Origin of the sequence: Pseudoalteromonas distincta (assembly GCF_000814675.1) — a bacterium.
Lineage (GTDB): Bacteria > Pseudomonadota > Gammaproteobacteria > Enterobacterales > Alteromonadaceae > Pseudoalteromonas > Pseudoalteromonas distincta.
Genome location: NZ_JWIG01000028.1, coordinates 1 through 10,351 on the forward strand (window position 1 = coordinate 1; position 10,351 = coordinate 10,351).

General features: G+C 39.7%; 9 protein-coding genes. 8 read left to right on the top strand and 1 reads right to left on the bottom strand.

Annotated elements, in window-relative coordinates:
- Positions 1-359 (bottom strand): IS110 family transposase (locus QT16_RS17480; protein WP_039488369.1); only part of this gene is annotated, 359 nt, incomplete at its 3' end.
- Between the two features lie 330 nt (positions 360-689).
- On the opposite strand from QT16_RS17480, the gene QT16_RS17485 reads away from it, so the two are divergent.
- The 8 genes from QT16_RS17485 to QT16_RS17520 all read left to right on the top strand — a co-directional run.
- Positions 690-1,172 (top strand): hypothetical protein, encoded by a 483-nt coding sequence (locus tag QT16_RS17485; protein WP_039489691.1) that lies wholly within the window; start codon positions 690-692, stop codon positions 1,170-1,172.
- A 270-nt stretch (positions 1,173-1,442) separates the two neighbouring features.
- Positions 1,443-2,399: a phosphotransferase gene (locus QT16_RS17490; protein WP_039489693.1), complete on the top strand. Its 957-nt coding sequence runs from the start codon at positions 1,443-1,445 to the stop codon at positions 2,397-2,399.
- A 146-nt stretch (positions 2,400-2,545) separates the two neighbouring features.
- Positions 2,546-3,175: a uracil phosphoribosyltransferase gene (gene upp / locus QT16_RS17495; RefSeq protein ID WP_039489696.1), complete on the top strand. Its 630-nt coding sequence runs from the start codon at positions 2,546-2,548 to the stop codon at positions 3,173-3,175.
- Between the two features lie 10 nt (positions 3,176-3,185).
- Complete coding sequence (locus QT16_RS17500; protein WP_002958675.1) at positions 3,186-4,424, top strand: uracil-xanthine permease family protein; 1,239 nt, start codon at positions 3,186-3,188, stop codon at positions 4,422-4,424.
- Positions 4,425-4,569: 145 nt separating this feature from the next.
- On the top strand, positions 4,570-6,315 hold the full coding sequence (locus QT16_RS17505) for an HAD-IIB family hydrolase (protein WP_039489698.1): 1,746 nt from the start codon (positions 4,570-4,572) through the stop codon (positions 6,313-6,315).
- A complete protein-coding gene (locus tag QT16_RS17510) occupies positions 6,308-7,528 on the top strand; it encodes a glycosyltransferase family protein (protein ID WP_002958673.1) in 1,221 nt (406 codons plus the stop codon). The genes QT16_RS17505 and QT16_RS17510 overlap by 8 nt, the downstream gene beginning before the upstream one ends.
- 55 nt (positions 7,529-7,583) lie before the next feature.
- Positions 7,584-9,362: a sugar phosphorylase gene (locus QT16_RS17515; protein WP_002958672.1), complete on the top strand. Its 1,779-nt coding sequence runs from the start codon at positions 7,584-7,586 to the stop codon at positions 9,360-9,362.
- A 150-nt stretch (positions 9,363-9,512) separates the two neighbouring features.
- A partial coding sequence (locus QT16_RS17520; protein ID WP_039489700.1) for an IS481 family transposase occupies positions 9,513-10,351 on the top strand: 839 nt, incomplete at its 3' end.

Sequence of the window (10,351 nt, forward strand, 5' to 3'; positions counted from 1 at the left end):
GAGAGTGGTGGCTTTATTGCTTCACCAAAATGAGCGATGAGTTGCGCATCAAGTTTATCTGTTTTTGCTTTTTGGCCAATAGCGCCTGCGAAACGTTTAATATTAACGGGATTAGCAACAACGAAAGGGATATTCGCTTGAGCACACGCCATAATAAAGGGGTGTTCAAGGCGCCCAGTTGCTTCAATAGTAACACGCGTTATTGGGTGCTTTTTTAGTGTTTTTATAGCGTGTTTAATGCCGCCGTCATTGTTTTCTACGGTGAAATATATATCTAACGGTCGGATGTAAATATCGAGTTGAGTTTTACCTGTATCGACACCGACGTTAATTTCATTTTGATTATTGAGTGTATTCATAATAAGCTGACTCTGCCTTGCGATTCGGGCTCGAGGCCCCGTTGACTATCCGAGTTTAATGCTTGGAGTTTATACAGCGTTCTTTCTTGTTATCGGTCTCTCAATAGAGGAGCCTTCAATCAATCGAACTACTGTATAAAAGGCTTTGGTTGCAGCCAAAGCTTGGGCCTCACATTACCCGAACTTGGTTAAAGTATTAATTAATTTATGGGTTTATTATCCATACAAGCAAATCAACAAGGACTAAAAACAGCGGGCTGTTCGCTTCGCTCCATTTTAGCCCACTATTTTTAGCCTGTTATTTGGGCGTTATGTAACCAAGGAAGAATCGTGAAATTCTGGAGAAACTCGTCCACAGAACATTATCCAATGTGGAAAGCATTCTTAATGTACATCTGGGTAATACCTGGAGTTCCGATAGGAACCTTTTTAGGTGTTTATTTCTTAGAGGCTCGTAATAGGAGCGATGATGAATTATTACTTAGCTTGCTTAACTATCGTTTAGATTTTACTTTGGTTATTTTATTTGGTGTTGGTTTTATCCTTTGGGTTTGGTCTATTAGAGCTTTAAGTAAGCCTGTTTTTCAAATTCATCAAAATAGGTTGTACTTTTACGGTTATGGCTTTTTTAAAGATGACATTGCACTTGATTCACTTCAAGAAATACGCTCCTATAATCTTGGTCCGCTGGGTCACCTAATAGACTTTAAATCTAAAGTCGGTATTACCTTTAGATCTTTTGCTTTTCTATCAAACATTAATAGAAGTAAATTAGAAAAGTTTTTTGAGGAAAGTGGTATAAAGGTTACATAACAAACCATTCAAGCAGGACTATGCTCCTCACCCGTTTTAGCGGACACCTCCTCATCACTTTGAAGAGGCTAAAATGCCTAAATATACTCAACCTAGGAAGACATGGTTTTATCCAGTTAATTTCAAAATCAAAGTGTTGTGGCATAGTGATTTTGGCCACTATTTACATACAAACTTGTATAAAACCAAGTGGGGCTTTTTTATGCCTTAGTTTTATTAAAAACGTCCACTAATGTTAAACTACAAAAAACTTAATTACTTAATATAGCTATGGCATTTTACATTGCTTTATTACAACCTCACTTTAAGCACATTGAAATTGGCGATACGCTTACATCACTTTGGAGTGGATGTGGCAGTATTGTGCAGTGCCAGCTTGATGATAAAGCCTGCGTTATTAAAGCTATTAAAATACCCAGTTATATACACCATCCTAAAATTAAACAAAGCGAATTTGCGCTTAAAAGAAAGCAGCACTCATATAGTGTTGAATACACTTTTTATAAGCTTTATAGCCAGCATTTACCAGTACATGCGCAAAGTATTGAATGTATAGGTGCAATTAATAAAGATGATGAATATGCGCTGGTGTTTAAGGATTTCACCAAACATGGGTTTGCTCAAGCAGGGGCACAACATGTTAAAGCTATATTAAAGTGGCTTGCACACTTTCACGCGTTTAACTTAAGTAAACCCGCTGAAGGGTTATGGCAGCAAGGCAACTATTGGCATTTAAGCACGCGCCCAGATGAGTTTAATAAACTAAAAGATAACCTTTATAAAAAGTCCGATATTAAAAATGCTGCACATAAAATAGATGAGCAGCTACAAAGTTGTGCCTATAAAACGCTGATTCATGGCGATGCAAAACTTGCTAACTTTGCAGCAAATGAGCGCGATGAAATACTCGGTTATGATTTTCAGTATATAGGTGCAGGTTCTGGGATAATTGATGTAATGTATTTTATGACCAGTTGCTTAAGTGATGCACAATTACACGAGTGCGCTGATGAGTACATTGCGTATTATTTTGATAATTTAAAGGCTGCTATTACAACTTATCATCCTACAGCACCAGCAGGTAAAATAGCTGACGATTGGCTCGCTTTATGGCCTGCTGCATGGGCTGACTTTTATCGATTTTTAGCTGGCTGGAGCCCCGAGCACCAAAAAATAAATAGTTATATGCAACAGCAAGTAAACAGCTGGTTAGCGAGTAACATTTAATAAACACAACGGGTTGATTGCTTGCATAAATATCAAGCAAAACAATGCATTTTGGCACGATGTATGAAAATCTCTTTAAAACTACAGGTCAAATGACCTTTTTTAATATAAAATACTGCAAATTCTTGTATCAGTAGGTTTATATCATGGCAATTCACGTTATTTCTCACCCTCTTGTTCAACATAAACTAGGCCTAATGCGAGCGCATGGTATTAGTACTAAAAGCTTTCGTGAATTATGTTCTGAAGTTGGAACCTTATTAACTTACGAAGCAACTAAAAACCTACAGTTAGAAGATAACGAAATTACAGGCTGGGATGGCAATAAATTAAAAGTAGAGCATATTAAAGGTAAAAAAATTACCGTAGTGCCTATTTTACGCGCAGGTCTTGGCATGATGGATGGTGTTATGCAGTTATTACCAGCGGCTAAAGTAAGTGTGGTTGGTCTTGAACGTAACGAAGAAACACTAGAACCAGTACCATATTTTGAAAAGCTAGTAGGTAATATTGATGAGCGCTTAAGCTTAGTTATTGACCCTATGCTTGCAACGGGTGGCTCAATGATTGCCACAATCGATATGCTTAAAAAAGCAGGCTGTAAAGAAATCAAAGTAATTGTATTAGTAGCTGCACCAGAAGGTGTGGAAAAAACACTTATAGCACATCCCGACGTAGAAATATTTACAGCCTCTGTAGATAGCCACTTAAACGAAAAGGGCTATATTATCCCTGGTTTAGGCGATGCGGGCGACAAAATATTCGGTACTGTTTAGGAGTCTTTAAGTGCAAAATAATGACACCTTTTCAATAAAAACTATTTTAACAGGCGCGCAAATGCTGTTTGTAGCATTTGGTGCGCTGGTATTAGTGCCACTTTTAACGGGGTTGGATCCTAATGTTGCGCTTTTTACCGCTGGCATTGGTACTTTGCTGTTTCAGGTAGTGACTAAAGGCCAAGTGCCTATATTTTTAGCTTCATCATTTGCTTTTATTGCACCCATTATTGCCGCTGTGCAAATGTGGGGCGTGCCGGCCACTATGGGCGGCTTAATGGTAGCGGGCTTTGCTTATATGCTTTTAAGTTTATTAGTAAAATTTAAGGGCGTTGCAACGCTTCATAAAATTTTACCGCCTGTGGTTGTAGGCCCTGTAATTATGGTTATTGGTTTAGCGCTTGCACCTGTTGCTGTAAATATGGCGATGGGTAAAAGTGGCGACGGCAGTATTCAAATTATTGATTACAGCAGCGCTATTTATATTTCGTTGTTCTCGTTAGTGGTTACGCTTATTTTTGCAGTGTGGGGAAAAGGCGTATTTAAGCTTATACCTATTCTGGCAGGGGTTGTAGCGGGTTATTGTTTATCGCTTGCAATGGGCGTTGTGCAATTTGACGCAGTAACTAACGCACAGTGGTTTGCTGTACCAAACTTCACATGGCCTGAGTTTAAATGGCAGGCTATTTTGTTTATGGTGCCTGTAGCAATAGCACCTGCAATTGAGCATATTGGCGATATGATGGCTATAAGCCAAGTAACCAATAAAGACTTTTTGAAAAAGCCTGGGCTTCACCGTACTTTGTTTGGTGATGGCCTTGCGACGTCTGCTGCATCATTATTTGGCGGCCCGCCTAACACAACTTACTCAGAGGTAACGGGAGCAGTTATGCTTACCAAAAACTTCAATCCTAAAGTAATGATGTGGACAGCCATTATCGCCATTATTTTAGCCTTTGTTGCTAAAATGGGATCTGGCTTACAGACTATACCTGTACCTGTAATGGGCGGCATTATGATTCTACTTTTTGGCTCTATTGCTGTAGTGGGTCTAAATACATTAGTTAAGTCGGGCGATGATTTAACAGCACCACGTAACTTAAGTATTGTTGCACTTATTTTGGTGTGCGGTATTGGCGGTATGCATATTGGTGGTAGCCAATTTAGTTTAGAGGGCGTAAGTTTATGCGCTATTTTAGGCATTGTGCTCAACCTTGTATTACCTAAGGCGCAGCCTCAAGAGAGTTAATAGTGCACGTAAGTTAAAAATATTGCACCAAAATAGCGCATTTTCAATGCGCTATTTTTTTAACCTGTTAATAAATATACAAAAATAATAATGGTCTAGTATCTGCATTTAATTTCCAGAACGCATCGTATGCAAAGGAGTTACTATGTCAGAGGCCAATATTGTGGATATAACCCCGTTTTTAGCAAAACACCAACTGCCTTTAAAGTATCAATATTTGAGTGAGCAATATTTTGTTCCACTTGCGCATGACATCCTCGAATCTAAAAAAACAAATACTCCTATTTTTGTTGCCATAAATGGATGCCAGGGCTCAGGAAAAACAACACTCGCAGATTTTTTAGTTACGTGGTTTTCTAAAAACACACCACTTAACAGTGTTGCATTGTCAATTGATGACTTTTATTTAGCAAAACAAGCACGTACTGAGCTTGCAAAAGATGTGCATCCTCTTTTTACTACTCGCGGAGTACCGGGTACTCACGACGTAGCGTTAATGAATAGCACAATAACTAATTTACTGGCAGGAGAGGTAAACGTACCGCTTCCACGTTTTAATAAACACGAAGACGACTGCGTGCCAACAAGTGATTGGCTAACAAACGAAAAGCCAGTTGATATTGTTATTTTAGAAGGGTGGTGCGTGGGCAGTGAGCCACAACCGCTGTTTTCATTGAGTGAGCCGCTTAACGAGTTAGAGCAACAGTTTGATAAAGAAGGCGTTTGGCGCCGCTGTGTAAATAGCTGTTTGGCAAATGAATATAAAGCCGTTTTTAACCTAATTGATTATACAGTTATGCTAAAAGCACCGAGTTTTAGTGATGTTTTTACATGGCGACAAGAGCAAGAACAAAAGCTAATAGCCAAAAAAGGTGAAGGCTCAGGCACCATGACTAACGAGCAATTGGTGTCTTTTATTTCTCATTTTGAGCGCATTACGCGTGAGAACTTAAATACACTGAGCGCTAAAGCAAATGCTTTAATTGAACTTGATAGCAACCGAGATATTAGCGGTATGCACCTAACGAGTGATGACACCCTTCAACCTATTATTTTTACAGATTTGGACGGTACATTACTCGATCACGCCGATTACAATACAAATAATATCAGTGAGTTATTACAGCAGCTGCAAAATGCGCATATTCCTGTGGTGTTTAATACCAGCAAAACTTTTTGCGAAGTTATAGAGCTTAAAAACGATTTAAATATTCAACAGCCTTTTATTGTCGAAAACGGTGCAGCGGTATTTATTCCAGAAGACTATTTTGAATTAAAGCCAATTGGTTGTAAAAAAGTAGGCGCTTATTGGTGCTACGCAATGGCAAAGCCGTTATCGAGTTTATTAAATGATTTAAATACTTTAAAGGCGGATTATAAAGCGCATTACAAATTGTTTAGTGACTTATCGAGTGAGCAAATATCAGAGCTTACCGGGCTAAACGATGCACAAGCAAGGCGCGCACAAACTCGCGATTATTCAGACCCTCTTTATTGGTATGGCAATGACGAATTACTCACAGCCTTTGTAAACGATGTTGAAGCACTCGGCTACGATATAAAAATTGGCGGACGCTTCATTCATATTGCCAAAAATACCGATAAAAGCGCTGCACAGCAGTGGTTAGTTAAACAGTTTACCCATCATTTCAGAAAGCCTCTCACGGTTATAGCACTGGGTGATAGCGATAACGATAAACAAATGTTAGAGCATGCAAATATCGCCATTATTATTGCCAATCCGGCGAGTAAAAAGCCGGTTAAATTGTCGCACAACAAAGCACGATACTCTCAATCACCAGCACCGCTGGGCTGGATTGAAGAAATAACGTCGTTGCCGTGTATTAGCAGTATTTTAAGTATTTCTGAGGAGCAAACATCTCATGGCTGATTTTTATCAAAATGGCATTATTACAACACTACATAATATTGCCGACAGACCAATAGAAGACCTAGAAAAAGAGCTACTTACTTTTAGTAAGCAGCGCCCTATGGGATTAATACTTCCTTCTTTATTTAGTGAACTCGAAGGCCCTGCACTGCAAAATATAGTTAGTGAGTTGCGCGAAGTACCGTATTTATCGCAAATTACTATAGGTTTAGATAGAGCCGACGAAGCACAGTATCGCCATGCACTTGGCTTTTTTAAAGAGCTAAACCAAAACCATAAAGTATTATGGAACGACGGCCCACGCTTACAAGCACTTGATAAAGAATTACAAGAGCTAGGTGTTGCACCACGTGAGCTGGGTAAAGGGCGTAATGTGTGGTATTGCATGGGCTATAAATTAGCTACAGCAGAAGTAGAGTCTATCGCGCTGCATGATTGCGATATTTTAACCTACGACAGAAGCCTACTTGCTCGCTTAATTTACCCCGTTGCGCATCCGCGCTTTAACTATGAATTTTGTAAAGGGTTTTACCCGCGTACTGCTAATGGCAAAATTAATGGCCGTGTATCGCGCTTATTAGTAACGCCATTGCTTCGCTCATTTAAAACAATTTTAGGCAATACCGACTACCTTGAATATATGGACTCTTTTAGATACCCACTTGCAGGTGAGTTTTCGTTTAGACGCGATGTATTAAACGATATTCGCATCCCAAGTGATTGGGGCCTTGAAATAGGCGTACTGAGTGAAATGTATCGTAACTATTCGCATAACCGCTTGTGCCAAGTAGATATTGCCGATAATTATGACCATAAGCACCAAGAACTTTCACTTGATGATCAAAGTGCAGGCTTGTCTAAAATGTCGATTGATATTACTAAGGCATTGTTTAGAAAGCTGGCGACTCAAGGTGTTACTTTTACCAGCGAAACAATTCGTTCATTAAAAGCAACTTATTACCGTATTGGTCTAGATTTTATAGAAACGTATCATAACGACGCGCTAATGAACGGGTTAACGCTTGATGTACACCAAGAAGAAAAAGCAGTAGAAATGTTTGCACAAAATATTATGGAAGCAGGGCAACACTTTTTAGAAAACCCAATGGAAGCGCCATTTGTGCCAAGTTGGAACCGTGTTGTATCAGCAATGCCAGACGTACTTGAGCGCTTAAAAGAAGCCGTAGAGCTAGATAACGAAGAATATAGTTAACCTGCGTGCAGGTTAACTAGCCTATAAGTCTAAACAATAAATATTAGGGGCGCATGTGAGCACAGTTAGCGAATTATTTTTACAACGAGTAGAGCAACATCTTCATATTATTTATGAGGGTGTTGAGCTGCCTTTATCGGTTACTGAGCTTGCTCAGCAACTCATTAAAATTATATTAGGTAGCAATGCACTGCGCGACCCGACACCCCATACAAACCGATGGGATGAACAAGATATAGTATTGATTGCTTATGGCGACTCTATTATTAAACACGATGATAGCGAATTTGCCGTATCGAGCCCAATGGAGGCACCGCTTAAAACACTACACAGGTTTATAAAAGAGCAATGTGATATGCAACTAAATGCGCTGCACATATTGCCATTTTACCCGTACAGCTCAGACGAAGGCTTTGCCGTAATGAACTACGTGCAAGTGAACGAGTCCTTGGGTGATTGGGGAGATATTCAAAATATCGCTAAAGATGTAAAGCTAATGGCGGATTTGGTTATTAACCATTGCTCAAGCAGAAGTGTATGGTTTGAGAACTTTTTAAATGATTTACACCCGGGTAAAGATTATTTCAAAACGGCGAGCTTAACGGATGATTTAAGCCAAGTTGTACGCCCGCGAACCTCATCGTTATTAAATACTGTAACTACGCCAAGCGGCGAAAAGCACGTGTGGTGTACCTTTAGTCACGATCAGGTTGATTTTGATTTTGCAAACCCCGAGGTACTTAAAGAGTTTGTGGGAATAATTCGCCATTATTTAGACAATGGCGTACGTTTATTTAGACTTGATGCGGTCGCATTTTTGTGGAAACAGCTTAATACAAGTTGTATTAACTTGCCGCAAACACATGAAGCCGTAAGGCTAATGCGAACACTTATTGAGCACGCAGAGCCGAGCGTAGTTATAATTACCGAAACCAATATTCCAAATCAAGAAAACTTGTCTTATTTTGGTAATGCCAACGAAGCGCACAGTATTTATAACTTTGCACTGCCGCCTTTATTGCTTCATACATTACTTAGTGGCGATAGCACTGCAATTAAGCATTGGATGATGAGCATGCCACCTGCGCAAAATGGTACGGCATACTTTAATTTTATAGCCTCGCACGATGGAATAGGGCTCAGACCAATTGAAGGTTTATTGCAACCCAGTGAAGTGGCGTCACTTGTAAGTACCACTATGCAATTTGGTGGTCGTGTATCAATGCGAACCAGTAACGATGGAACGCATACACCGTACGAGCTAAATATTGCTTTATTTGATGCTCTCCAAGGGACGCACAATGGCCCAGATAAGTTTGGCCTGGAGCGGTTTATGTGTGCTCACGCAATTATGTTTGCGCTTGAAGGTATCCCAGGGCTTTATATTCATAGTTTGTTGGGTACAACTAACGATTACGAACGCTTTGAAAATTCACAGCATAACCGTGCTATTAACCGCCATCGTTGGCAAGAGTCAAAGCTACTGGCGGCAATTGGTGAAAAGTACAGTCATCATCATAAAGTGTTTAACGGCATAAAAAGCTTATTGGCAGTACGCAAAAAGCAAAGTGCCTTCCACCCCAATGCTACACAGTTTACGCTGCATTTAGCGGGGGGATTATTTGGTTTTTGGCGACAAAGTATTGACAGACGCCAAAGCATATTTTGTGTTTATAACATTAGCGATAAACCACAAACACTTACATTAGCCGACTTAAACTTAATTAACACCCAAAAGTGGTTTGATTTGGTGGCAGATAAAACGATTGAAGAAAGCCAATTAACAATAGAGCTAGAACCATACCAAAGCGTGTGGCTTAGTAATATTAAATAAAATGTATTAAAAAAGGCTCGCACTGCGAGCCTTTGTTTTAACTGTATTAGTTCAGACAAGATCTGACACATCAACTTGAAAAAGTGAGAGTTACCCGTTTTGATAAAAGGTGTCGAATCTTTAAATCAAAACATATAAGAGGTAACTCTCATGCTACATACTAACAATCCAATTATTAAACACAAAGCGGGTTTACTTAATCTTGCAGAAGAACTTGGCAACGTATCAAGAGCCTGCAAAGTGATGGGCGTATCCCGTGATACATTTTATCGATATCAAGAACTCGTCGAAGACGGTGGACTTGATGCGTTAATTGATAAAAGTCGTAGAGCGCCAAACTTAAAAAATAGAGTTGATGAAGCAACTGAACAAGCCGTCATTAAATACGCTGTCGATTATCCAGCTCATGGCCAACACAGAACGAGTAATGAACTCAGAAAACAAGGCGTATTCGTTTCTGGCAGCGGTGTTCGTTCAATATGGCTACGTCATGACCTAGAGAACTTCAAAAAGCGTCTCAAGGCACTAGAAAATAAAGTTGCTAACGAAGGTATCATTCTCACCGACGCTCAAGTAGCTGCGCTTGAAAAGAAAAAACATGATGACGAAGCGTGTGGTGAAATTGAAACGGCTCACCCAGGTTATCTAGGCTCTCAAGATACATTTTACGTGGGTAATCTCAAAGGCGTTGGGCGTATCTACCAACAAACCTTCGTTGATACATACAGCAAAGTAGCGTTCGCTAAGCTCTACACCACGAAAACGCCAATTACTGCGGCTGACATACTCAACGACAAAGTACTGCCGTACTTCGAACAGTACGAGCTTCCCATGCTACGTATTCTAACCGATAGAGGCACTGAATATTGTGGCAAAGTCGAACATCATGATTACCAGTTATATCTGGCTATTAATGATATCGATCATACAAAAACCAAAGCTATGTCACCGCAAACAAATGGTATCTGCGAACGCTTCCACAAAACGAT